Annotated in this window: 22 protein-coding genes; 10 read left to right on the forward strand and 12 right to left on the reverse strand. The window is 59.9% G+C overall.

The features are described from left to right. Window positions 1-278 (reverse strand): hypothetical protein (locus HDG37_RS37770; RefSeq protein ID WP_184056552.1); only part of this gene is annotated, 278 nt, incomplete at its 3' end. Between the two features lie 284 nt (window positions 279-562). On the opposite strand from HDG37_RS37770, the gene HDG37_RS37775 reads away from it, so the two are divergent. Then, window positions 563-1,768: an IS91 family transposase gene (locus tag HDG37_RS37775; RefSeq protein ID WP_184056554.1), complete on the forward strand. Its 1,206-nt coding sequence runs from the start codon at window positions 563-565 to the stop codon at window positions 1,766-1,768. A gap of 497 nt (window positions 1,769-2,265) precedes the next feature. Further along, window positions 2,266-3,474 carry an IS91 family transposase gene (locus tag HDG37_RS37780; RefSeq protein WP_184056556.1) on the forward strand — a complete coding sequence of 403 codons (1,209 nt, stop codon included), beginning with the start codon at window positions 2,266-2,268 and terminating at the stop codon, window positions 3,472-3,474. A gap of 471 nt (window positions 3,475-3,945) precedes the next feature. Here the strand turns inward: HDG37_RS37780 and HDG37_RS37785 are convergent, their stop codons facing one another. Beyond that, complete coding sequence (locus HDG37_RS37785) at window positions 3,946-4,860, reverse strand: LysR family transcriptional regulator (RefSeq protein ID WP_311541939.1); 915 nt, start codon at window positions 4,858-4,860, stop codon at window positions 3,946-3,948. A 185-nt stretch (window positions 4,861-5,045) separates the two neighbouring features. Between HDG37_RS37785 and HDG37_RS37790 the strand changes: the two genes are divergently transcribed. From HDG37_RS37790 to HDG37_RS37800, 3 genes are all read left to right on the forward strand, one after another. After that, a complete protein-coding gene (locus HDG37_RS37790) occupies window positions 5,046-6,470 on the forward strand; it encodes a YfcC family protein (protein WP_221312280.1) in 1,425 nt (474 codons plus the stop codon). An 89-nt stretch (window positions 6,471-6,559) separates the two neighbouring features. Further along, on the forward strand, window positions 6,560-7,798 hold the full coding sequence (locus HDG37_RS37795; protein WP_184056560.1) for a M20 aminoacylase family protein: 1,239 nt from the start codon (window positions 6,560-6,562) through the stop codon (window positions 7,796-7,798). A 623-nt stretch (window positions 7,799-8,421) separates the two neighbouring features. After that, window positions 8,422-8,730, forward strand: a complete 309-nt coding sequence (locus HDG37_RS37800) for an EthD family reductase (protein WP_121323941.1) — start codon at window positions 8,422-8,424, stop codon at window positions 8,728-8,730. 476 nt (window positions 8,731-9,206) lie between these two features. Here HDG37_RS37800 and HDG37_RS37805 read toward each other — a convergent pair whose 3' ends face one another. The 4 genes from HDG37_RS37805 to HDG37_RS37820 all read right to left on the reverse strand — a co-directional run bounded on the left by HDG37_RS37805 (window position 9,207) and on the right by HDG37_RS37820 (window position 11,482). Further along, window positions 9,207-9,665 carry an NUDIX domain-containing protein gene (locus tag HDG37_RS37805; protein ID WP_121323336.1) on the reverse strand — a complete coding sequence of 153 codons (459 nt, stop codon included), beginning with the start codon at window positions 9,663-9,665 and terminating at the stop codon, window positions 9,207-9,209. Between the two features lie 120 nt (window positions 9,666-9,785). Beyond that, complete coding sequence (locus tag HDG37_RS37810) at window positions 9,786-10,418, reverse strand: NUDIX domain-containing protein (RefSeq protein WP_260335267.1); 633 nt, start codon at window positions 10,416-10,418, stop codon at window positions 9,786-9,788. 62 nt (window positions 10,419-10,480) lie between these two features. After that, a complete protein-coding gene (locus tag HDG37_RS37815) occupies window positions 10,481-11,113 on the reverse strand; it encodes an alkyl hydroperoxide reductase (protein ID WP_184056562.1) in 633 nt (210 codons plus the stop codon). A 165-nt stretch (window positions 11,114-11,278) separates the two neighbouring features. Beyond that, a complete protein-coding gene (locus HDG37_RS37820) occupies window positions 11,279-11,482 on the reverse strand; it encodes a hypothetical protein (protein ID WP_121323340.1) in 204 nt (67 codons plus the stop codon). Between the two features lie 518 nt (window positions 11,483-12,000). Between HDG37_RS37820 and HDG37_RS37825 the strand changes: the two genes are divergently transcribed. Together HDG37_RS37825 and HDG37_RS37830 are read left to right on the forward strand one after the other, a co-directional pair. Then, the gene (locus HDG37_RS37825; RefSeq protein ID WP_184056578.1) at window positions 12,001-12,813 is read left to right on the forward strand and encodes a class I SAM-dependent methyltransferase; all 813 of its coding nucleotides are present in this window, start codon (window positions 12,001-12,003) and stop codon (window positions 12,811-12,813) included. Between the two features lie 156 nt (window positions 12,814-12,969). Then, complete coding sequence (locus HDG37_RS37830; protein WP_184056564.1) at window positions 12,970-13,374, forward strand: nuclear transport factor 2 family protein; 405 nt, start codon at window positions 12,970-12,972, stop codon at window positions 13,372-13,374. A gap of 307 nt (window positions 13,375-13,681) precedes the next feature. On the opposite strand, the gene HDG37_RS37835 is transcribed toward HDG37_RS37830, so the two are convergent. The 5 genes from HDG37_RS37835 to HDG37_RS37855 all read right to left on the reverse strand — a co-directional run bounded on the left by HDG37_RS37835 (window position 13,682) and on the right by HDG37_RS37855 (window position 18,650). Next, on the reverse strand, window positions 13,682-14,929 hold the full coding sequence (locus HDG37_RS37835; protein WP_090812121.1) for an enolase C-terminal domain-like protein: 1,248 nt from the start codon (window positions 14,927-14,929) through the stop codon (window positions 13,682-13,684). 45 nt (window positions 14,930-14,974) lie between these two features. Beyond that, entirely contained in the window at window positions 14,975-16,264 is a 1,290-nt protein-coding gene (locus HDG37_RS37840) for an MFS transporter (RefSeq protein WP_184056566.1), read from the reverse strand. Window positions 16,265-16,362: 98 nt separating this feature from the next. Beyond that, the gene (locus HDG37_RS37845) at window positions 16,363-17,130 is read right to left on the reverse strand and encodes an SDR family oxidoreductase (RefSeq protein ID WP_184056568.1); all 768 of its coding nucleotides are present in this window, start codon (window positions 17,128-17,130) and stop codon (window positions 16,363-16,365) included. 91 nt (window positions 17,131-17,221) lie between these two features. Continuing rightward, a complete protein-coding gene (locus HDG37_RS37850; RefSeq protein ID WP_090812118.1) occupies window positions 17,222-17,941 on the reverse strand; it encodes a FadR/GntR family transcriptional regulator in 720 nt (239 codons plus the stop codon). Between the two features lie 391 nt (window positions 17,942-18,332). Beyond that, window positions 18,333-18,650 carry a group II intron maturase-specific domain-containing protein gene (locus HDG37_RS37855; protein WP_311541950.1) on the reverse strand — a complete coding sequence of 106 codons (318 nt, stop codon included), beginning with the start codon at window positions 18,648-18,650 and terminating at the stop codon, window positions 18,333-18,335. 325 nt (window positions 18,651-18,975) lie between these two features. Between HDG37_RS37855 and HDG37_RS37860 the strand changes: the two genes are divergently transcribed. The 3 genes from HDG37_RS37860 (at window position 18,976) to HDG37_RS37870 (ending at window position 22,926) form a co-directional block, all read left to right on the forward strand. Further along, the gene (locus HDG37_RS37860) at window positions 18,976-19,362 is read left to right on the forward strand and encodes a hypothetical protein (protein ID WP_184056570.1); all 387 of its coding nucleotides are present in this window, start codon (window positions 18,976-18,978) and stop codon (window positions 19,360-19,362) included. Window positions 19,363-20,454: 1,092 nt separating this feature from the next. Further along, window positions 20,455-21,567, forward strand: coding sequence for a J domain-containing protein (locus tag HDG37_RS37865; protein WP_184056572.1), 1,113 nt, complete (start codon window positions 20,455-20,457; stop codon window positions 21,565-21,567). Between the two features lie 183 nt (window positions 21,568-21,750). After that, the gene (locus HDG37_RS37870) at window positions 21,751-22,926 is read left to right on the forward strand and encodes a hypothetical protein (protein ID WP_184056574.1); all 1,176 of its coding nucleotides are present in this window, start codon (window positions 21,751-21,753) and stop codon (window positions 22,924-22,926) included. A 43-nt stretch (window positions 22,927-22,969) separates the two neighbouring features. Here HDG37_RS37870 and HDG37_RS37875 read toward each other — a convergent pair whose 3' ends face one another. Continuing rightward, a complete protein-coding gene (locus HDG37_RS37875) occupies window positions 22,970-23,929 on the reverse strand; it encodes an IS3 family transposase (RefSeq protein ID WP_409260275.1) in 960 nt (319 codons plus the stop codon). Between the last annotated feature and the right edge of the window lie 72 nt (window positions 23,930-24,001).

A 24,001-nucleotide genomic window follows, 5' to 3' on the forward strand; every position in this document is an offset into this window, starting at 1 on the left:
TTGAGGGAAACCACGATATTCCGCCGCCACCCCTGGTCAGAGTTCAGGCATTCGTCAGCACGAATTTGATACGTAGAGCAAAACCGTTTCGCCAGTTCCATGGAGTACTCATCTCCCAGGCTCATCTCATGACAAAACGCAATGAGATGACGCCAGACTACGCGATAGCGCCAGAGCGATTTCCTGCTGTAGCCTAGCCTCGCCAGCTCGCTCACCGCACCGGCGACGAGCTGCTGCAACGGCAGGTGGGTTGAAACTTGATGGGTTGACTTCTCCATGATCGAACTCCTCACAAAGGCGATCCCGATGGCCGCCAGGAGCCCATCATGAAACCTTATGTGCAGTAATTCAAACAAGACGCCTTGCTCACGAAGCGTTTGACGTTACTACTCTACATAAAGATCTACGGCCGGTAGTAACGCAAATGTGCTGCAGCACATTTGCGTTACTTGAAGGTCGCCACCAGCACCGTGTGCGCCACCACCAGTCCCTTCGATCTGCTGCCGCACCCTGCACCCATTCCATCCCCACCACCTGCGCCCGAATACTTCTGATCGCAGTCATGCGCCCGGCGCTCGAAGTGGCGGACATCTTCCGCCAGTGTGGGCCCAGTTTCCGGCTATCCCATGCCGATCGGCTCAGTCGTGTCCAGCGACGCGTGATGAGTGCCATCGAGCTCTGTCGTACCGCAGCTCTTGGTGCCCATCTCGAGCAGTGCGACGCATGCGGCCATCAGCGCATCAGTTACGACTCATGTCGTAACAGGCACTGTCCGAAGTGCCAGTCACTCGCCCGCGCGCAATGGCTCGAACGCCGGCATGCGGAGCTCCTCCCCTCGACCGAGTATTTCCATGTCGTCTTCACGCTTCCCGAATCCATCGCCGCTCTCGCGTTCCAGAACAAGAGGACGCTCTACGATCTGCTGTTTCGCGCCAGCGCCGAAACGTTGCGCACGATCGCCGCCGATCCGAAGCACCTGGGTGCCGGGATCGGCTTCCTCACGATCCTGCATACGTGGGGGCAGAATCTGCAGCATCACCCTCATGTGCATTGCGTGGTGCCGGGCGGCGGCATCTCCCCGGACGGCGAGCGCTGGATCGGCTGCCGTCCGGGCTTCTTCCTGCCCGTGCGGGTCCTGTCACGACTGTTTCGTCGCCTGTTTCTCGACCAGCTGCGTCGTGCTTACGACGCCCGCGGGCTGCGCCTGCACGGTCAGTTCGAATCCCTGAGCGATCCCGTCGAATTCGCAGCCTGGCTTGCACCCGCAGCACGGGCAGAGTGGGTGGTCTACGCCAAGCCACCCTTTGGCGGTGCCGAACACGTGCTCGATTACCTGGGCCGCTACACGCACCGAGTCGCCATCTCCAACAACCGGCTGCTCGCCTTCGACGGGCACACCGTGCAGTTCCGCTGGAAGGACTACCGGCACGCGTCCAGACAAAGAGCAATGACGCTCACGGCCGACGAGTTCATCCGTCGCTTCCTGCTGCATGTGCTGCCTGACGGTTTCAAGCGCATTCGCAGCTACGGGTGGCTTGCCAACCGCCACCGTGCCGACAAGCTCGTCATCTGCAGGCAGCTACTCGGCGTCCAAGCACCCGCCACTGCCGCAGCCGAGCCCGGGGAAGACTACCGTGACCGCTACCAGCGACTCACCGGCAAGTCACTGCGCGACTGCCCCGTATGTGGCAAGGGACACATGCTCCGCATCGAAGATATGCCCGGCAGCCTTCCACGAGCCCCGCCGGGCCCCAACCATGCGCGCTAGTTGCCACCGCACCTGTTTCCGTACACGTTTGCCTTTCCTGATGAGGCCAGCGCGGCCGCACTCGTGCCTTCGATCTCCTGGCGCACCAGCGTACTCCAAAATGGCGGGTGATTTGCCCGTTCACGCCTACATTCCCGCTTCCTTTGCACGTGATGCTTCCCACTCCCGCCGGAAGTCCATGTCTGATCGCCCCTGCACGACATCACAAATTACCGCGGCGGTCATTCAATGCCCATAGCGGCCACCGCCTGTGGAGCGGTTTAGCACAAACATTTTTTTGATTACCAGTCGCGGATCAGGTCCAACGACATGGCGATGCGCTGGTTGCCGCGACCGCCAACCAAAAAAATCTCTGCCAAATGTGCTGCAGCACATTTGCGTTACCTTAAAGTGGCCACGAGCACTGTGTGCGCCACCACCAGTCCCTTCGACCTTCTTCCGCGCCCTGAACCCATTCCGTCTGCACCCGCTGCGCCCGAGTACTTCTGAACCTGGCGATGAGACCGGCGCTCGAAGTGGCGGACATCTTCCGCCGCTGTGGCCCCCAGTACCGGCAGACCCATGCCGACGCTCTCAGTCGTGCCCAGCGACGCGCGATGAGCGCCATCGAGCTGTGTCGCACCGCCGCGCTCGGCGGACATGTCGAGCAGTGCGATGCCTGCGGCCATCAGCGCATTTCCTACGACTCGTGTCGCCATCGCTGCTGTCCGAAGTGCCAGTCGCTCGCCCGCGCGCAATGGCTCGAACGCCGGCGCGCCGAGCTACTCCCCGAGGTCGAGTATTTCCATGTCGTCTTTACGCTGCCCGAGCCCGTCACGGCGCTCGCGTACCAGAACAAGAAGGTGCTCTATGACATCCTGTTTCGCACCAGCGCCGAGACGCTGCGCACGATCGCTGCCGATCCGAAACACCTGGGCGCGGAGATCGGCTTCCTCTCGGTCCTCCACACGTGGGGGCAGAATCTGCTGCACCATCCGCACGTGCACTGCGTGATACCGGGCGGCGGCATTGCCCCGGACGGCGAACGCTGGCTCGCCTGCCGACCCGGCTTCTTCCTGCCCGTGCGGGTCCTCTCGCGCCTCTTCCGGCGGCTCTTTCTCGAGCAACTGCGTTGCGCGTTCGACACCGGTGCGCTGCGCTTCCATGGCCAGCTCGAGCCGTTGCGTGACCCGCAAGCGTTCGCCGCCAGGCTCGCGCCCGCCGCTCACGCGAAGTGGGTCGTCTACGCAAAAGCACCGTTTGGCGGCGCCCAACAGGTGCTTGACTACCTGGGCCGCTACACCCATCGCGTCGCCATCTCGAATAACCGGCTGCTGCGCCTTGATGGCGATTCGGTCTTGTTCCAGTGGAAGGACTACCGTCACGAAGCCCGCCACAGGACTATGACGCTCACGGCCGACGAGTTCATCCGCCGCTTCCTGCTGCACGTGCTGCCCGACGGCTTCAAGCGCATCCGCAGCTACGGGTGGCTCGCCAACTGCCACCGGGCAGCGCGCCTCGCTACCTGCCGGCGCCTGCTCGGTGTCGAGCCGCCCGCCGCTGCGTCACCCGCCATCGGGGAAGACTACCGTGACCGCTACCAGCGGCTCACCGGCAGGTCACTGCGCGATTGCCCGGTCTGCGGCAAGGGCCACATGGTCCGCATCGAAGGCGGTGTGCCTGGCATCCTGCCACGGGCTCCGCCTGACCCCAGCCATGTACGCTGACCGGCATCAGCACCAGCCCCCAGCACGTTGGTCCTCCCACTTGCGGCCAACACGAACCGACTCGTGCTTTAGCGTCCTCGCACCATCACAATGCCGTGAAATTGCGCGCCATCTCCCTCTGACCCTTGCATTCCCCCTGTCTCCGCGCGACCGGCTCTCTCGGGCCGCACGGTTCCGGCGTGCGATGGCCACGCGCCGGGTATCGCAAATCACCGTGCCGTTCATTCAATGCCCATAGAAGCGAACGCCTGCGGAGCGGTTTAGCACAAACGATTTTTTATTTACGGCTCGCGGACCGATCTCGCCGGCCCGACTCATGCATCTGAGGCCGCGACCGCTAAACAAAAAATCCTCTGCACTATGTAAACCTCTGCATAGCGACCCACTCCGGCCCTTCAGCTTGTTTCTGCGAATGTCATTATCGCGCTCCAAAGCAGCCTTTGTGTCCCGACCGCCCACCCAAGTCGCCGCCTAGACAGACGACATGAGGCGCACAATTTCCCGGCACAGGAAGCTAGCTGCCGGGCTGAGTCGCCGGCCCACTCGAGTTGCCACATAGCGTTCGAACGTATTGGCGATCGGATGCTGAATCGGCACCGCCACCACAAGTCCTGCATCCACCTTTTCCTTCGCTGCCCACTTTGTCATGAACGCAATGCCCAGGTTTTGCGCCACAAGCGATGATGCGACCGTAAAGAGGTCGCAGGTGAACGCAGGCGAGACGCTCAGATCGGCGTCCCAGAACATGGCGTTCACGTAACCCTGCGCCGCAAACTTTCCCGACATGAAGATGAGCGGACCATGCACCAGATCCTCGATTCGCACGGATGCCATCGAAGCCAGCGGATGGCTGGCAGGCACGATCGCGCACAACGGTTCACGTTGGAAAAGGCGCGCATTCAGAAGGGGGTCGCGCGAAGTACCAATGGACACGCAGATGTCGGCTTCGTCGTCCCGAACCATACGAATCAGATCCGGCAATGGGCCCGTGCGGATATCCATGACAATGTCCGGGTACTTTTGATGGAAACGCTTGAGTACCACCGAAATCAGGCTGCCGACTAACCCCTCGCCAACCGCCAGCGTGACATGTCCGCGCCGGAGATCGCGATATTCGGCGAGCTGCGCGCGAAAGCGCTTTGCGTGACGCGCCCGCTCGTGGCCGTATTCGACGGCGGCCACGCCCACTTGTGTTAGCGAGATACTGCGCCCCCGTCGCGAGACCAGCGCCAGTCTCAGATGACGTTCCGCCGACGCGATCTGTCGGCTGATTGTCGATACGTTCACGCCTAGAGATTCGGCGGCCTGCCGCATTCCGCCATGTTTCGCCACCGCGCCCAGATACTCAAGCGTCCGCTCGCTGATCCCTTCTTCCTCTGCCGACACGTGGTTCATCCTGTTGCATCAAATGCAACATTTTCGCACGTTGCGATGTCAGTTTTTGAGTTGTTTTTGACACATACTCAGAGGCATTCAAACGCAGGACGCGACCGTACTCGAAGGGTCGGCGCCGGGCGCGCGAGCTGCCGATCCCGTCAGCTCGTGATCCTGAAACATCATGAGGAGACGGAATGGCCCCCAGTGAAATGACATCGTGCAAAGCGGCGGTGAAGATGCGCAACCGCGCGGCGATGAGCCCCTATGTGTTGCTTTTCGCGGTGCTGCTGCTTGCAGCACTCGCTACGTGGCTCATTCCGGCCGGCGAGTTCGATCGCGTGATCAAAAACGGCATCAGCTTCGTGGTTCCGCATAGCCTCAAGCGTGTTCCGCAAAATGGGATCGGTCCCGGCGCGGTCTTAATGGCGATTGCGAACGGCTTGATCGCCTCGGCACCGATTATTTTCCTGATTCTGTTTACGGGGGGTGCGGTTGCCGTTCTCGAGAAGACGGGGGCGGTGACCGCCGCGCTCAGCCGCATCGGCAATGGGTCGAACACACAGGACGTCTCCGTCATTTTCACCGTCTGCATCGTCTTCTCGCTATTGGGGACTGTGGGCGTAGTGGGCAATTCAGTGGTGGCCTTCGTCCCGTTGGGCCTTCTGATGGCGCGTTCGTTGCGGCTGCCGGCCGTTTTCGGCGTGGCCTTCGTCTATCTGGGGGCATATTCCGGTTTCAACAGCGCCATTCTCAATCCGGCAACCACCGGCGTATCGCAACGCCTGGCGGGATTGCCGATTTTCTCAGGTATCGGATTTCGCGCCGTGGTCTATGGCTTCTTTGCCATTGCGACGATCGCGTTCCTTATCGTCAATGTGCGGGCGTTTCGGCGTCAGCCGCAGGCACAGAGATTCTTCATCGCCGAAAGCGACGTACCTGCACCCCACCTGCCTGAGAGTGCCAGCAGGCCCACCCGGCGGCAGACTACCGCGATCTGTTTCTCCATCTTCGCACTCTGCACCTTTGTGTTCGGGGCAATCAAACTGCATTGGGGAGAACTCGAGATGATTTCGATGTTCATGACCATCGCTATTGGATCGGGCCTGATATGCGGAGTGCGGCCTACCCAGATCGCAGACGAGTTTCTGGTCGGGTCCGGAAAGCTGGTACATGGAGCATTCATCGTCGGCCTTGCACGCGCCATTTCCGCCGTGCTGAGCGACGGCAAAATTCTCGACCCCATCGTCAATGTGCTGTCCGACATCCTGGCCCCCCTTCATCCAATGTTTGCGGCCATCGGTATGTTTCTGAGCGCAGCAGTGATGCATATCGCGATCTCGTCAGGGTCGGGGGAATCGGCGGCCTTGATCCCTGTCTTCGCACCGCTCGGTGATGCACTTCATTTGACGCGTCAGGCCACCGTGCAAGCTGTGCTCCTCGGCGAAGGCGTCATGAATTGCTTCAATCCGACCTCCGGGGTTTTGATGGCGGTACTCGCGACCGCGCGGATTCCCTTCGGGAAATGGGTACGCTTCGTCACGCCGCTTATCCTGCTCTGGGGCGCCATCTCCATTGCCGCGTTGATCGTCGGAGTCCTCATCCATTGGGGGCCGTTCTGAATTGCGGGTCGCCAGGCCTCGACGCACAAGTGGTCCGTGCGGCACCGCCGCGACCGTCGTATTCCGTCAATCGTTCATCGTGAGTCTCCATGCCATTCAAGCCATTTTCATCACTGATCGACCTCGCGCCTCAAGAGGAGGATCTCGCACGCTTGCGCTACGAGTTGCATGGCAACCCGGAGTTGGCCTTCTCGGAAAACGAGACCTCGGACCTGGTGGCCGATCGGCTGCGAGCATATGGCTACCAGGTTCACCGACATATCGCGAAGACAGGTGTGGTTGGAACACTTTCGGTCGGTGAAGGCCGCCGCACGATCGGCATTCGCGCAGATCTCGATGCTTTACCGATTTGCGAGGCGAACACCTTCCCGCACGCCAGTAAGAATCCCGGAAAAATGCATGCATGCGGCCATGATGGTCACACGGCAATGCTGTTGGGCGCAGCGAAGCATCTGGCGCAAACCCGGCGCTTCAACGGCACGGTGAATCTGATTTTCCAGCCGGCCGAAGAACGCGGATTCGACAGCGGCGCCAAGCAGATGATCGCGGAGGGGCTGTTCGAGCGGTTCCCGTGCGACGCCGTGTTCGCCATGCATAACCATCCAGGCGCGCCTGTCGGTACGTTCATGTTCCGCTCTGGCGCTTTCATGGCGGCCGGCGACCGGGTGTACATCAAGATTGTCGGTCAAGGCGGCCATGCAGCAAGGCCCCATCTCGCGCACGACCCCGTCGTCGCCGCGTCAAGCATTGTGATGGCGTTGCAGACCATTGTCGCGCGAAACGTGGATCCCATGAAGGCAGCCGTGGTCACCGTCGGAAAAATCGCGGGCGGCGATGCACCCAATGTTATCCCCGGTCAGGTCGAACTCAAGCTGAGCGTACGTTCGTTCGACCCGGAAGTCCGCGCCCTCCTGAAGGACCGGATCATCGCGCTCGTGAATTCCCAGGCGAAGAGTTTCGAGGTCGACGCGACTATCGACTATGTCGAAGGGTACCCAGTCGTCTGCAACACGGAGAAGGAAACGTGCTTCGCCATCGAGGTCGCCAAAGAGCTCGTGGGCAACGACGCCGTGAACGACAACATGGACATGCTCATGGGTAGCGAGGATTTTGCCTACATGCTGCAAGCCCAGCCCGGCTGCTTTCTGCGCATCGGGAACGGTCCCGCCGATGACGGACGTGCCTTGCATAGTCCGCGGTACGACTTCGACAACAGAAACCTTACGGTTGGAGCGGCATTCTGGTCTCGTCTTGTCGAGCGTTATTTGGATCCTGACCGCTTACCTCCTCAGGTCGGCGGGAAGGAAGAGACTGCAACGATCCATTGAATTCAGGAACGTAGACATGGATGAATCGAGCCCTGAAGGCTATCTTAGGCAAAAGAACTCCGTAAAGAGGCCGCGAATTTGGAGCTGATCGACATCGTCCGCATATTTGACGCTACACGTCGGTTCTCGATAACGTTGAAAAGACTGCGGAACTGATAGACGCGGTGAAGATTTGAGCGTTGGCGCGCACAGAATGGTGCACGACGATGGTGGGTTGTAGCGAGCAAGCGCCAAGGCCAATAACTGTGGAGAGGAAGATACATGCTCAATGTCGCCCTACGCCTAACTTCGGTCATTCGGCTCCGCGACGTGAATGTCCCTTGATGGCCGAGGGCTGCCTATCGCGACCGACTTCGGCGGACCCGTGATTGTCATCCTCGCTTGTGTGCAGGCCCTGGCCTCAAGGGACCTTGGGCCGTCTGGCAAATATGCGAAGACTCGTGACGGGTTTCGATGCGAATTCACAGCCAGCGTAGAATTCAAGCTGAAATCTCAACAAGGTAGGACAGTTATATACCCGCACCCGTACCAGTCTGGCATGATCCCGGCCGTCGGCAGATTGGAGCGCGAGACGCTCATTCTGTCGTGCACCGATCTCGCCGGGTGCTCAAGGAGACATGACCATGGCAAAGCTCGTCGCACTATACAAAACGCCGTCAAACCCGGACGCATTCGACGCGCACTACTTTTCGAATCATGTGCCTCTTGCCAAGACGATATCCGGGCTTCAGCGCTATGAAGTTAGTGCCGGGCCGGTAGCGACCCCGCAAGGCGAGTCTCCGTATTACCTGGCAGCGATCCTGAGCTTTGATTCGGTGGATTCCCTGCAACAGGCACTCAATTCACCCGAAGGGCGAGCGACAGCGAGCGATCTAACCAATTTCGCACAGGCCGGTGTCGAGCTTCTCGTATTCGACACCAAAGACGTTTAAACACTGGTCAGTGTCGCGGTGGCATACGTCGATGTCAGCCAATGCGTCTAGCACCGGATATGCTTGTCGCTATCCGGCTGGACTACTGCCATGCATTGCGGCGGCCTAATCCGCCTTGCCGTCGCTGACGCCAAACAGGAACCAGCCGGGAGATAGCACCGACGACGTAGCAACGACCAGCTCCTTCACGGGTTCTCATAATGGCCGTTCGATGACACCATTACTGGCCCGGTATGATGCCCGGCGAGACCCGGTCGCAAAAGTTGGGCAATGGTTGATGCAGTAAACTCGATGGAAGCTTGGGCGCCGTTCGACACCTTCGCTGCGATCGCCAGCATCCCCCGCTCGCGATATGCCACTGGCGTTGGGACCAACGTCAAATGCAGGATGCCCACGATTGTGGGCGAGATAAACCGCTTCCCTTCGCAGTCGGCGGAGCTTGACCCCGGGCAGCCGGGATACCGCCCGGTCGACATCTAACGGCAAAGATCTCCGCTCAGATACGCAGCCACTGGCGCTGTCAGTCCGAAGCCATGCAATTCCTCCGGCGTTGCCAGATGCGCGGCGACAATCTCGCGATTATCGATCCGCAGCTTGGGTAGGCGATCGAGGTGTAGTTCGAAAAAATGCACCCGGTCTCGTCGTCCGTCCCAGGCGCCGCAGACGCTGCCCACCGGGAGCAATGTGTACGACGACAGACCAATTTCCTCTTCCATTTCGCGCTGCGCGGCTGCCTCGGGCGTCTCTCCGGGATGGACACTTCCTCCCGGAAGATTCCACGCGGTCCGGTACGATGCTTTCACGAGCAACAGCGACTGCCCGACATAGATTGCGACAAGCGCCCCCTGATGGCTGGGTCGTCGAAGGTGCCACCAGACACGAGCAAGCGGATATCCGATGCGAAGTGCCATACGCCAGACAAAGTCGATGATCATGGAACCGTAGTTTAGGCAGCGTTTGATCTTGCTCCGGATGGCGATTGTCGGCAATTCCGAGGCGTATGTCGACCGGCCGTCGATGGCCGGCGCTGCCGATCACGCGTAGCTGGCTTGCCATCAGCTTTTAGAACTTGAGGAACAAATCGTCGATCGAATACGGTAATGCCAGTTCGGGCATTTCGTGCCTTTTGAAATACCGGGTGTCCTTGGTTTCGGTGTCGGTAGGAATTCCGGAACCGCCAGTGATCTTGCACTGAACAACGTCGCAACGTATTCAACCTGATCGCCATTGGGATACGTGTGCCGGAATGCTCGGCCGCCGAAGACGCCGAGAATGCCATGAATGCGGATGGCGTATCCGGTCTCTTCCATCACGTCCCGGGCAATTGCTTCTTGGGGGCTTTCACCCAGTTCAATTCCCCCAGCTGGCAAACTGCAAGCCTCATCCGAAGATTTCTCTTGCAAGAGAAGTCTGCCCTCGTGATCGTGAATCACGGCCCCAACCGACGGGCTCAGTATCAAACCATTACCGACCTTCTGTCTCAACCAACCGATGTAGCTCTCGTCATTCAAAATGCCACCCGCATAGGAAAGTCGAACCGTTGCGATGGAAAACCGAACCTCGGCATCGGAGGCGATTGTCGCGGATCTGAACGGCCCCGTCGAACGGCCGAAAGTGGCCGAGTACACCCCGATGCGGTCGGCTGAGGCCCACGCGTTGCGGACTTTCAGCGTTACAGATAACGGCATCCCCGGGGGGCGAATTAGCGGGGATACCCGCGACAGATGTAACCTGCAGGTCGGTGCTACGGCTAGCACGCCGCGCGCAGTGCCGCTCTCATGCTCATTTCTATGTCGTGAAGTCTCGCGCCGAGTTCATCAAAGCTGCTGCGCCCCTCGCCGAATAACTCGCCGTTCATGTAGATCGTCGGCACAACGCTAACATCACGCGCCGACACCTCACTTTGAAAAAGCCCTCCGTCGATCGTAATGTTGTGAATCCGTGAATTGATCACCGTCATCATGTTCAGCGCTTGCACAACGTCCACACAGCTTCCGCAAGATAGTGAAATGAAGGTCTCGAAATAGTAGTCACGTTCTAGCGTTCGAATCCGTTCAATGGTCGTACGGTCGGCTATTACGGGATGTCCTCCCACCTGGAGTATTGCAAGGACAAGGGACGAAAATTCAGGCCCTGTTGGAGTGGCGGCAAACCGAATGCCGGGTTTTGCTCCCGCCTGCCCGATTGAAAATGATGGCTTGCGTTCCTCGCCTTGCTGCTCCTCGATTACCGTCACCAGATCTGTCAACGACGCGATTTCGTTCAACATCGTCAGCATCTCGGGCGATTTTTGACTACCGTCCTGCGACACGATCAATTCGACAGGTCTACGGATGTTTCGCAGATACGTCTGCAGCTGTGACCTGAGACTGGTGTTTAACATGGCTCGATCCCCTAACGACCTTCACAAGGTTAGATGAAGAAGTGCAGAAACTGAAAGAAATCTGAACGGAACGTGCAGCGCCTTCTGCCATTTGGATCAAGAGGTTGCCGGGTGATGCTCCCTCGGAACGTCAGTGCTCTCTGTTGCGCTATCGCACATATTCCCTCAGTGGCCGCGCTGCGGCAGCGCCAGCAGCACGAGCTGCACGCTGCGGTTGCTCTGGCTGTCGACCGGGCGCCCGGTGAAGATCGGAAGGTCGGTCTCGGGCAGCTCGGCGACGAAGATGCGCGAAGCGGCGATTCCGCCTTCGGCAATCAGGGCACTGCGCACGACCTGTGCGCGCCGGGCCGCCAGGTGCGCTGCCGACAAATCTGATGGGTCTCAGTGCTTCACGACTCATCACCAGGCGCTTCGTCGCTGTGCGACTGTGCTCCGCCTGCTTGAGGGGGCCGCTCCTGAGAACGTTGAGCAGCGGCTTTGTGCCTTATAGCAACACAAGTGACGATGCCAGCCGCCGGCCATTTCCGTAAATTCTTCGCATCGCCTCAGCTTCGATCGCGAGTGAGGAATCTGGGTCGTGAACGCATTTGGCTACCGACGCCGCGATGAGCTTGGCGCAATCAAAGGCTGGGAACGACCCATATCGGCCATACGGGGGTTGAGATTGCTCGCCCACTAGCCGCCATTCGCAGCATCACTGCGACAGCGCTGCCACGAAAGGCAAGCATGTTGGAAGAGATCGCTGGACGACGTTGACGAGGCTGGCATTGGCGGCCACCATGGCAGATGGTCGCCAATGCCGACCAGGCTGAAGACCCGTTGGAGTGGCTTGGCGCGCTCTGGAATGGATGGTCAAGGGCACCATTAAGAGTTTTCAAGGGGGTATCATGACTGAGCGCGATAAGGTGTTTGCGGGCTCGATCCCGAAGTTCTACGACACGCTGATGGTCCCGCTGATCTTCGAGGCCTATGCCGCCGACCTGGCGGAGCTTGTCGCAGTCTCCTCGCCCCGCTCGGTGCTTGAAACGGCGGCCGGCAGCGGCGTGGTCACGCGGGCGCTTGCGCCAAAACTCTGCGCTGGCGCGCGCTACGTGGTGACCGACCTCAACCAGCCCATGCTCGACTATGCCGCCACCAGGCAGGGGACCGATAGCCGTATCGAATGGAGGCAGGCGGACGCGCTCGACCTGCCGTTCGAAGATGCCTCGTTCGACGTCGTTTGCTGCCAGTTCGGCGCGATGTTTTTCCCCAACCGGGCCGTCGGCTACGTCGAGGCGCGTCGCATGCTGAGGCCAGGCGGGCGCTTTGTCTTTAATGTCTGGGACCGCATCGAAGAGAACGCCTTTGCCGAAGAAGTCACCAACGCCGTCGCCACGGTGTTTCCACACGACCCTCCGAGATTCCTCGCCCGCACGCCGCACGGCTATCACGATATCGCGCTGATCCGGGAGGAGTTGAGCCGCGCAGGATTCGCCGACATCGAGATCGAGACACGCGAAAAGATGAGTTGTGCGACATCGGCACGCGACGCCGCCACCGCCTATTGCCTGGGAACGCCGCTGCGCAACGAAATCGAGGCGCGCGACGCCGGCTTGCTTCAACTCGCTACGGACCGAGCGACGGAGGCGGTTGCCAACCGCCATGGCGAAGGGCCGGTGGCCGGCAAAATTCAGGCGCATGTGATCGTGGCGGCAGGATAGTGGAGTCTCGGATTGCTCATATCGAATCAACGTTGATTGATCGCTCGATCGCCCGCGAATCTAACGTGTGTCGCCCGGCGGTTCGACTATGATGAATTGTCTGCGGCCCGAACTCCGCAGCGCAAGGCCGCGAACCGGCGATGACGGGAGGGGACGATGAGCGAGCAAAGCAACGCGCAACTGGTGCAGCAGGCGTACGCGGCGTTCGGCAGGGCCGATATCGACGGCGTGCTGCAGACGCTCTCCGAAAACGTCGACTGGTTCATACCGGGGCCGACGAACATCATTCCGTTCGTCGGCAGAAGACATGGGCCGCAGGAGGTCGCGGCGTTCTTCGGGATCCTTGCGTCGACGCAGACCGCGGAACGGTTCGAGCCGCTCGAGTTCATCGCCAGTGGCGACAGAGTCGTCGTGCTCGGCACGCAGCGCTGGCATGTCCACTCGACCGGGAGCACGTACGAGGACGAGTGGGCGCACGTGTTCACGATCGAAAACGGAAAGATCACGAAGTTTACCGAGTACCACGATACCGCGGCTGAAGCGGCGGCGCATCGACGGTGAGGGCGCCGCACGCGCCCTGAGCCGGTGCGCGAGACGCGCGGCTCGCGCGGATGTCGCCGCACCATTCGCTGATTAACGACGACTCGTTCTGCCGGGCTCCTGAAAGCGGCCTCTCGCGAACGGCTGCAACTGGCCGATGTCTGCCGAATCCGGAAGTCGACCAATGACCCGAACCGTATCGGTGGCCCCGATGCCTACTACGATTTCCCATTATCGGTATATCCGAGGCCACCAAGGATAGCCAGCTTGCGACGTAAAGCATGCCCAAGCCGTTCAGACAACGAATACGCCCGGCGCTTGCTCTCAATCAAGGCGTCTGCAAGGTGCCGTCTTTCAACCGGGTTTGGGTCCAGGTCGTCACGGTGTTTTCACACGGGTACTTTGTCGCTTCAGCTTCGTCGATATCGACTCCGAGACCGGGTTTGTCGTTCGCATACACGTGCCCGTTGCGGAACTCGGGCAAGCCTGGGAAGACGTCCAGCAATGCCGCCCGCGGACCCTTCAGGGCTTGGATGACAAAGTTGGGCGGCTCGGTGCCCGACCATTCCTGAACCCCGAAATTGCGCGCAGCGAGATCGATATGAATGTTCGCCGCGTGAGCCATCGGCGACATATCGCCCGGACCATGCCAGGCTGTCCTCACGCCAAATTGTTCGGCGAATATCTGCAGCTTGCGTCCGGCAGTAATCCCGCCGATCTGGCTCAGGTGAACGCGTATAAAGTCGATCAGGCGCTCAGTGATCATGAAGCGCCATTCATACGGGTTGTTGAAGAGTTCGCCCTGAGCGAGAGGTGTCGTCGTCTTTGTGCGCAGTTGCCGTATCCATTCGCCCTCTTCTAGCGCAATCGCATCTTCAAGGAAGAACAGCTCGTATTGCTCGAGCTCGCACGCGAAGCGGATCGCTTCGACAGGTTTGAGCCGCTCATGCACGTCGTGACACAACTCGACGTCGAAGCCGACCTTGCTGCGAATGCCGTCGAAGAGTTTGAGGGTCTCGCGCATGTACTTCCTGCTGTCGAGATACACGCCCTCAGGCGCGCGCGCCGGCGCGCCCAATGGCGCCTTGCCATAGCCGCCTCCGCCGTAGCCGCCGCTTTGACAGCGAATGTGCGTGATGCCCTGCTCCCGATACTTCTGGATGTTCTCGCACAACTCGTTGAGATCACGCCCGTCCGCATGGCGATAGATGGGCACCCCTTCCCTGCACTTGCCGCCGAAGAGTTGATAGAGCGGCATGCCCGCCATTTTGCCCTTGATGTCCCATAAGGCCATGTCGATGCCCGAGATCGCATTGTTCTCGATGGGGCCGTTGCGCCAGTACGCGTTCTGGTGCATCAGTTGCCACAGCTCCTCAATCGCCTCGGCGTCCCTGCCGATCAGAAGCGGTCGCAAATACTCCTCGACCAGACATTTGACCGCTACATGCCGATACGCAAACGTCGCGCAACCGAGCCCATACAGTCCAGCCTGATTGGTCTCCACCTTGACGACGATCAGGTTGATGCCTTCCGGCGCGGTCAGGATGACCTTTACATCGGTGATCAGCGTTGTCATGTTGTTCCTGCCATTGCAAATGTTGAGTCGTTGCGTGGCGGTTTATCAGCGGCTCACTGCGAGGCGCCCTTCCTGCTTCGAGCGCTGACCGGAGTGCTCAGGCACGGTGATCATCAGAATCACAGAGCAGAGCAGCGCGCCCGCCATGAACATGTACGACGCCGCCGGGCTACCCGTCGCACCGTTCAGATAGCCGACGATCCAGGAGCCGAGAAACGCGCCCATTGCGCCGCATGAGTTGATGAGTCCGATCGCGCCGCCCAGCACGTTGCTCGGGATGAGTTCGGGAACGAGCGCGAAGAAGGGTCCATACGGTGCATACATCGTTGCACCTGCCACGACCAGCAACGCAAACGAGGTCCAGAAGTGCGAGCTGCCGATCATGTACGAACCCACGAATGCAATCGTCCCGATCAGCAGCGGCGGCCAGACGAACAGCTTGCGGTTGCGGGTCTTGTCGGACAGCCATGATGCGAGCAGCATCAGGATGATCGCAGCGAGATACGGAACGGCGGCAAGCCAGCCGACCGACACGATATCGATCGTCGAAGCCGTCTTGAGAATCGACGGCAGCCACATGATGAAACCGTACACACCCACGCTCCACAGCGCGTGGATCGCACAGCATTTCAGCACGATCGATGAGCGGAATGCGGTCTTGTAGTCGCGCACCGGCGCAATGTCGGCCTGTTCGGCCTTCAGGCGCGCCTGCAGTTCGGTCTTTTCTGCTTCGCTCATCCAGGGCGCGTCAGCCGGCTTGTCCTTGACCGTGAACCACCACACGACGGCCCACGCCAGCGCAGGTATGCCTTCAATCACGAACATCTCGCGCCAGCCGAAGCTGTGCACCAGATAGCCGGACACCACCGACATCCACAGCACCGTCACAGGGTTGCCGAGAATCAGGAACGTGTTGGCGCGCGAACGTTCTGTTCGCGTGAACCACCGGCTGATATACATCAGCATCGACGGCATCACTGCGGCCTCCACGACGCCGAGCACAAAACGCAGCACCATCAGCATTGGAATGTTGCTGACCATGCCCGTCGCTGCGGCACAGAGGCCCCACAGGATCAGGCTGAAGAAAATCAGTTTCTTGACGCTGTTGCGCTGCGCGTAGATCGCGCCGGGCACCTGAAACAGACAGTAGCCGAGAAAAAACAGTGAGCCGATCAGCGACGACATGCCGTGCGTGATGCCGAGGTCCTTGTCGATTCCGGCGGCCGCGGCGAAACCGTAGTTCGCACGATCGAGATAGGCGAGGCTGTAAGTGATGAAGATGATAGGCATCAGATACCACCATCTCTGGGTTGCTACGGGTTTGACGCTTTCCATGATGTCTCCGATCGGTGCCGCGAAAGACGGCACACACTGTGTGATGAGCGGGGATCGTGCCGTTCTTCTAGTTGTGATAGACCCCTCGTGAGTTGCTTTCAAAGCACGGCCAGCCAGCCTCCGTCGACATAGATGATCTGGCCGTTGACGTAGCTCGATGCGGGCGACGCAAGAAACACCGCCGTGCCGACGAGTTCTTCCGGTCTGCCCCAGCGTTGCGACGGGTTGCTGTTCTTGACCCAGGCATCGAAGGCGGCGTTGTCGACGAGGGCCTGATTCATATCGGTCAGGATGTAGCCGGGACCGATCGCGTTCGCCTGGATGTTCGATGCGGCCCACTCGGCGCTCATCGCGCGGGTCAGCATCTTGATGCCGCCCTTCGCCGCGGTGTATGCGCCCACCGTCGCGCGAGCGGCCTCACTGGTGAGCGAGCCGATGTTGACGATCTTGCCGCCCGTGCCGCGCGCGATCATCCGTTGTGCCGCCTGCTTCGATACGATGAAGGCACTGGTCAGGTTGGTGTCGATCACGCGCTGCCAGTCCGACAGTTCGAGCTCGACGAGCGGCTTGCGAAACTGGATGCCGGCGTTATTGATGACGATGTCGATCTTCACGCCGTCTTTGTCCCATTGGGCGAACGCATCGGCTATGGCCTGTTCGTCCGTCACGTCGAAGGCTCGGCCTTGCGCGCTGAAGCCCTTCGCATCCAGCCGGCTGACCGCGTCGGCGACCGTATCGGCGCGTGTGCCGTTAAGGATCACGCGCGCGCCTGCGGTTGCGAGTCCCTCGGCAAGCGCAAAGCCGATGCCGCGGGCCGAACCCGTGACGAGCGCCGTGCGCCCGCTCAAATTGAATAGCTGATTCATGCGTTGTTCCTTTCCCAGTGTTCAAAAACGAGGCGTAATGGCGCCCCTCGCGACAGGGCTTGCGTCGCGATGATGGTGAAAACAGGAAGCGTCAGACGGGCCGGTCGTTGGCGGTTTGCCTGAGCTTGTCGCGGTCTTCGAAGTCCTTCTCCGCGCGCTCGATCAGCGTCAGTACCGCGGCCTCCGCGGCCGCTTCATCGCCCCTTTCGATCGCCACGCAAAGAGCTTCATGCATCGGCAGCGAACGCGCCGGACCACCGGCGATTTCGGAGCTGAGTTCAAAGCTCGTCCGCAGAATCGCCGACAGCGCGTTTTGCATCTGCTGGACAAACTGGTTATGGCAGGCGCTCAGGATTGCGCCGTGAAAGGCGAGATCGGCGGGAACATATTCGCCATGGCCAGCGACTGCGCGTTCCATCGCCTTGAAAGCGCGACGCACGGCAACGCGGTCTTCTTCGGTCGCGCGCCGGGCGGCGAGTTTGGCTGCGTTCGGTTCGATGATGAGGCGCAACTCCATCAGGTCCTGGATCAGGCCGGCGTCAACCGCCCCCGCCCGCGCGCGCCACGTGATCACGTCCGGGTCGAACAGTTGCCATTGCGAACGCGGCAGCACGATCGTGCCGTAACGGCGGCGCACCTGGAGCATGCCTTTCGCCGACAGCGACTTCATCGTCTCGCGAATCGTGATGCGACTGACCTGCATTTGCTCGGCGAGCACGGGCTCAGCCGGAAGGATGTCGCCCGGCGCGAACTTGCCTGAACAGATCTGTTCGCCCATCTGGTTCAGGACCTGCCGATGAAGCGTTTCCATGTTTTGCCTCTACATCATACGTATGATGTTCAAATACTAGGCAAATGACCGACCGGGTTCAACCAGGGATCTCCCTGTATCTGACCAATGGGATTAGCAGCCCTTTCGCGTGGGCGATTAACTATCGCTGAGTGGGTTTCCGCGTGCATGTCCCGCGTGCCCGTCGAAAGCAAGCAGCCGCGGTTCCCCGGGCGCGCCCGATGCCAGTTTCAATCCCGATTGTTGTTAGTAGGAGGGCGCTTAACGGCCTTGGGCTTGTGTGACGAGTAAGGTTAGCGCCGCAATCTGTTTGCGTTTGGCCGAGCCATCCGTCGCATGTCGGTATCGAGACGTGGCGCGGTAGCGGTAGGTTCGATTTGTCTGTTGCCGCCTCTTTCGTCTGGCGGCAGGTTCACAACCAGGGACCAGTCAGACGCACGAGAGCGAAGTGCCCGTAGCGGTGCTGGGATGGATAAGTCCCGCCCCTGCGACGTCGAACCTTGTACTTGTTGCGTAACCACCGACGCAGACGCAACCGCGCAGCGGTGTGGCTGTCGAGCGCGCGATACGCGCGTCTGTCCGTTCCTACGTTGAAGTAGTTCGCCCAGCCTCGTAGCGAGCGGTTCAACCTGCCCACCAGTTCCGTGGTTTCTTGCCATACCGTCTTAAGAGCGGTCATTGCATGAATCTTTTCTAGCATACGCCGGATACTCTTCTTCGACGGACGCATGCCGATTGAACTGCGGTGGCGGTCGGCGATAGGACTGCGCCGACGTGGGCTACGCGACCATCCACCAAAGGCCACAGCCGACCCGACGCGGTCGGCCGAAGTCGACCCCGAGCAGACTTTCAGCGCACTCAAGACCGAATGACCGAAGGCAGGTGTAGCGGACCCGCCGCTCTCGCGGGAGCGGACGTTGATGTTCCTTCGGGCGACGCAAGAAGGTATAGCGCATCGGAATTGTGCCCCCCTTTCGCGCCTGTGCAAGTTGGAGCGTGGTAGCCTGTGGTGCTAGAAAAAGTGGCAACGGTTCACCGCCTAAGGAGGATCGCAAATGCAACCTCTATTCAACGTTTACTTTCATGGTGCGAGCGGCGACAAGATTTTAAGGATTATTGACTCTGGCGTTTTGCAACCTGACGACCGGGGAGGGATATTTCTTGGGCGTTATTCGTGGGAATCCTGCTTTATGCACGGCGGCGACCTGAAACGTAGAGCGGCCTTTGTAATCAAGATCAAGATTGGCGCTGCCGACGAACACATCACGTTCTTCAACGAAACGCCGGGCATACGAGATACCGCTCAAATTCAAACGGACCGCCCGATTGCCGTTGAGATCGTTGAAATGTACGTTCGACGTATACGGTCGGACGCACCCGCGGTGGTCGATCGCATAGCGGGTCCCGTATCGATCAAACAGTATCTCACCGCCGCCGGCTGACAAGGCTAGGTATGGATGTCTTTGCCTAAGATGGTCAGGGAGTACACAAGATTGCCTAGTCCCATCCGCAGTTATGCTTAGGACCATACGGAGGTCCCGCAGCGGAGAGCTTGTCATCGTATCCCCGGTTTGGCGTAATGGCGAACCTTCGACCCCAGTATGAAACTCCTTGTATTTTAGCTCGACCGTGATCAGCTTTGGCCTTAGGGCTTTGTCAAGCCAACACACTTGCTGCATTCCCACGCTGATCGTGTAGCGGCTCTTGCTAACCGGCTGGCCGTCGGCATATATTGCAATTACTTCGACGCTTGGGATGTTTAGGATCGGAAATTGCCAACATCCGGTGTTTTCTCCGGTGTTTTCTTTTCAAACTGTCTCGTTGAGCTCCACGTAGAACGAGTCCATCGCCACGTACCCTCCGGAGTCTTCCCAACTTGTACTTATGGGCAGGCTGCTCAAACTGGGCAACGGATCTCCTGTTGGCGGCCACCTTCCTGAACCAGACGTTTGGTTGACCAACAATCAGAATCGCACCGGCAGCAAGCAGACGTCCTGCTTTCATATCGATGAACATGGAGGATGTAAAAGCCTGATCCTTTCTTGCCATCTCGCCTCCGTGAGTGACGCTGAACCTAGCGTAGTGGATAAACTTCCGGAAAACGAGCAAAAAACACTGCGGTTATCCCAAACAACGACTCGATCCGGCGAACGCATCCGTACGACAGCAGACTGTAGAAGTCTGGGACGGTTCTGAGGGACTATCAATGTCATCAAATGACCGCTGAGAGGTGCGGAGCCGCCGCTCGAATAGTCAATCGACCGTCGTGGCGAGCGGCGGCTAGTGGCCGACTCCTGCCTGACGGCGGTCGGCGGCTGGCGACCCTCAAGCGACGTTCGCCCTCTTGCTTGTCGATCGTCCGCTGCCCGCTGAACAACTGACGGCCGCATCTAAACCGCCCGTTCGCCGCGCGGCTTGAACGTGACAGGGACCGACGTCGAATTTGCGGAAGACCGTCGGTATCACACGGCAGGCCTCAGGTTCTCACTCTCGGGGCCGATAACCAAAGCTGAACACTCAGAACGTGTGCAAGCATGGGCCGACCACATACCCACTACGATAATCTCAAGGTAGCTCGCAATGCCCCGCCAGAAGTCATCAAGGCAGCCTATAAAGCGCTGAGCCAGCGCTATCATCCAGACAAGAACAACAGCCCGGATGCCACGAGGATCATGAAGATCCTCAACGATGCATACGCAGTGCTCGGTGACGCTGAAGCCCGCCGCCGCTACGATGAAACGCTCTCGGCAGAAGCCGCCGAACCCGCCCCGGAGAGCGCGAACAAGACCCCGAAGCACAAAACCAGCGATTTCCAGAATTCATGCCCAGGCGCTTCGGAGTGGGTCTACACCCACAAAGGCTTCGCACCCGCGCGCCCGGGCGCGGCACCAAAGCACCGGGGGGGCTGGCTCTGGGCTGGCGGCATCCTCCTGGTCGTCCTGATCCGACTGCTATCGGGTGGTAACGACCATGCTGACAGCTCCGCGCCTACATCTAACGCGACCGCAGCGAGTTCTGACACTGTGAGTCACGTCCAGCTGCCAACGTCGGACGACCACCTGTCCACGGCCGTGCCACCGATCCTCACGAGCGCGATAACCAATTCGCCCACGAATTCGGAAACTGCCTCGACAGGTGCTTCCGGCTCAAACCCGATATCACCCGTTTCCACCTCGGGCACCCAAGCCCAGGAACGGTCGGTCCCACAGGCTACGCCGCAGGGAGACGCTGATCGCACAGTCCCTTCCGTGCAGCCTCCTGGCACCGTTAGTGCTGCCGTAGGAGGCGATGACCAGGCCTCCCAGAACGTCTCCAATGCACCAGTGCTGGCCAATCGTTGGGCACAGGCGTCAGTACAGGCAAATGCGGAAATCGACGCCGCGTACCAGTCTGCCGTGCGATCGCTGCCGGCGGTCGGCGAGTCCTGCCCGGACTCGGTTGTACTCAGGCAGACGCCTCTTGCGGCTGGGCCGTTCAAACCAGTCGTCGTAGTTTTGAGCCAGCAATGCGGATTTGCAATCAGCTACTGGCCAGAAACCGACGAGGAGCAGGTGACCTTCGAACGATCGGAAATCGACGGCTGGGCAGGCTATTGTGCCCTTCCGATGGGGACCAAGACGGTATGCACCCGAAACGGTCAAGGATGAACGTGTAGCCTGTGGCGTGCACAGCGATTCTCAAGAAAACTCGTGTACGTGCCGATATCCGGCTGAGTGCTCAGAAAATCCCAGGATTGGCGCATCGCGATCGTCCTGATTTTCATAACAAAAACGCCTTCGGCAAGTGCCGGGGGGTTGCTGCAACAACAACGTCAACGGGTCAATACATAAATGGGTGCATTCGAAGGAGCGGTCGACTTTGCCTGTAACGATTCTGACATCCAGTCCAAGTTATTTCACTGGCTGAAAGGCATTGCAGCAGCTGAGGAGGACAGAAAGAAGATACAGCTTACCGGCATGCGCTTCGTGTTGATGCCCGCTGTCCAGATCAGTGCCGCCTACAACATCCGATTCTGGGTTGACATTGGTACGGTCGATCAGGGGCGCTTCATCGCGGATAAAAACAATCACTCCATCGCTCTATCGCACTATCAGCGACTTTCGGATCAGGACAAGAGACGAACCTCGGAGCCACGGGCTCCGCTGGAAGAGCATTACGTCGACTATGACCAACGCACCAACCTCCATCAGGGCGACCATGTGACCGCGCTCGAACTCGTGTGGACGCAGGCGGCGTCATCTCTCGGCGAGAAAAATCTGAGCTGGATCCAGACGCTCATCAAAAAACGCCCAGACGCGCCTACGACCTCGCCCCAGGCGATCGAAGCCAAAATGGCCGAAGCGGGCGTAACGGTTTCGACCTTTGTGCATCCACCACTCAACCCCATTATCGCGTCGGTGGCCAAACGCATCGAGGAGAAGTTAGGCAAAGAGATCGAGAAACAACATCTGTCAGGTGTGTCCTACTGGAAGCGCTTGAGCTGGCAGGATGTTGGTGAGGATAACTGCCGGTTCACGGTGGAACGAAAGCTTCTACTGCCGTTTGTGCTCGTCGAATATACGCGTAAAGGTAAGACCTACTCATGCGTCCTCGACGGCGCGTTTCCCGGGCGAGTGGTCGGCCAGAAGCCCTGGCGAACGCCTTCCGAGCTCTACGCGAGTTTCAAACGATTGTTCTCCAGAAAGAAGGCCGACGGCGCGACGATGGAAGCCGGCGGCTCCTCTCCCGAGTCAATGGGCGAGGAGTTTCAGGAAGTGCCTTCAGGGGGCGCCGATACCGGCGGCAAACGCCGTGTAGGCCCGTGGCGATCCCTGCTGGCGCCATTTTTGAGCTTCGTCGGCATTTTTGTGCTGGGCATCATCGAGATGGCTATGTCCCTCTCCAGTAACTTGGTAGGCGCGACCGTCTTCTTTGGAACCTCGGCTGTCATCATCTGGACGCCGATCCGTTTCGCGCGGGCGTTCAAGCATCGGCGCCGGACAGTCGCGGCAGCTCAGATCGCCTAAGGATGAGGTTGACCCGGTTCGACGGATAGATTTGCAGTTGAGTTTAATGCGGTGAGGCACCTCCCGATAAGATCAAATCGCGGGTTGTCCACGGCCGGGCGGCGGGTCGCCTGTCACGACCGTGACGCTGCCCGGCGGTGGGCAACCCGCGCGGCGATAAGCTTTGACCTTGCGCACGCAGGTTTTCGAACTCGAGCGGCGAACAGTAGCCGATGCTGCTGTGCAGGCGGCGTGTGTTGTACCAGCTCTCCAGAAACGAGAACAGGCGCCGCCTTGCCTGTTCGTGGGTCGCGAAGTGTTCGCGACAGAGCAGTTCGGCTTCGAGCGTGCCGAAGAACGACTCGCACATCGCGTTGTCATAAGCGTCGCCGGCGGTCCCCATCGACGGTTGTACGCCGGCTTCTCGGCAGCGCCGCCCGAAGGCAATGGAAGTGTATTGACAGCCTTGATCGGAATGTAGAATCACACCGTCATGGCGTCGTTGCTGCAACGCCATGTCCGGCGCGCGTAACATAAGTTCGGTATACAGATGGTTGGACATCGCCCAGCCGATGATGCGACGGCTGAACACATCCAGCACCACTGCCAGATAGAGGAATCCTTCACCCGTGGGTACATAGGTCGCATCTGCGACCCACAGCACGTTTGTCGCGTCGGCACTGAAGTGCCGGCGCACCAGATCAGGCGCACGCCGGGCGCCTGTGCGTGGCCGTGTGGTGCGCGGCCAGCGCCGCCGGCTTGCCCCGCACAGACCCGCCATACGCATGAGGCGCGCCACCCGCTTGCGCCCCACCTGTACGCCTTCGCGCGCGAGCTGCGCATGGATACGCGGTGCCCCATACGTGCCGCGCGAGCTCCCATGGAGCGTGCGGATGCGCGAGAGCAGTTGCGCATCGCTACGCGTGCGCATCGCGGGCTCACGCACCAGCCACGTGTAATAGCCGCTCGTCGAGACGCCGAGCAGCCGCGCCATCATCGCAATGGGCCAGCGGGCCCGGTTCAATGGAATGGACGCCTCCCGCTCGGCCTCTTGCGGACCGAAATATCATGTGTATGTTTCCCACCCGAACCGGGA

It is taken from the genome of Paraburkholderia sp. MM5384-R2, assembly GCF_014201025.1.
Lineage (GTDB): Bacteria > Pseudomonadota > Gammaproteobacteria > Burkholderiales > Burkholderiaceae > Paraburkholderia > Paraburkholderia tuberum.